Here is a 284-nt window from a genome sequence, read left to right on the forward strand (position 1 = left end):
TCCCACTGTTCGAGATCCTTGCCGTTGTGGCGGTGAACTGCGAGGTCGCCGCGGAGACGATGCTGACGCTCGTGATCTGCTCGCGAGCGTGGATCCGTGCGCAAAGTTTCAAGACAGCGCCGTGCGTTGGCCAGGGCGTGCCTGCACAGTTCGTCCCATCCCTTTGCCGCATCACTGGTGGCGAAGCGAAGGTCCCACTCATCGCCAGGAGGGGGAACGGTGACACGATCCCCGCGTTTGGGACTCATACAGAGACCTCAACCGGTCCGAAGTCTCCGCTCGTA

At 62.3% G+C, this 284-nt stretch carries 1 protein-coding gene; it reads right to left on the reverse strand.

Annotation, left to right across the window (positions count from 1 at the left end):
* Positions 1-248: hypothetical protein (locus FLV34_RS42100; RefSeq protein WP_147945652.1), on the reverse strand; the 248-nt coding region annotated here is incomplete at its 3' end.
* Positions 249-284 lie beyond the last annotated feature (36 nt).

This window comes from Microbispora sp. CSR-4 (genome assembly GCF_008033685.1).
Taxonomy (GTDB): Bacteria; Actinomycetota; Actinomycetes; order Streptosporangiales; family Streptosporangiaceae; genus Microbispora.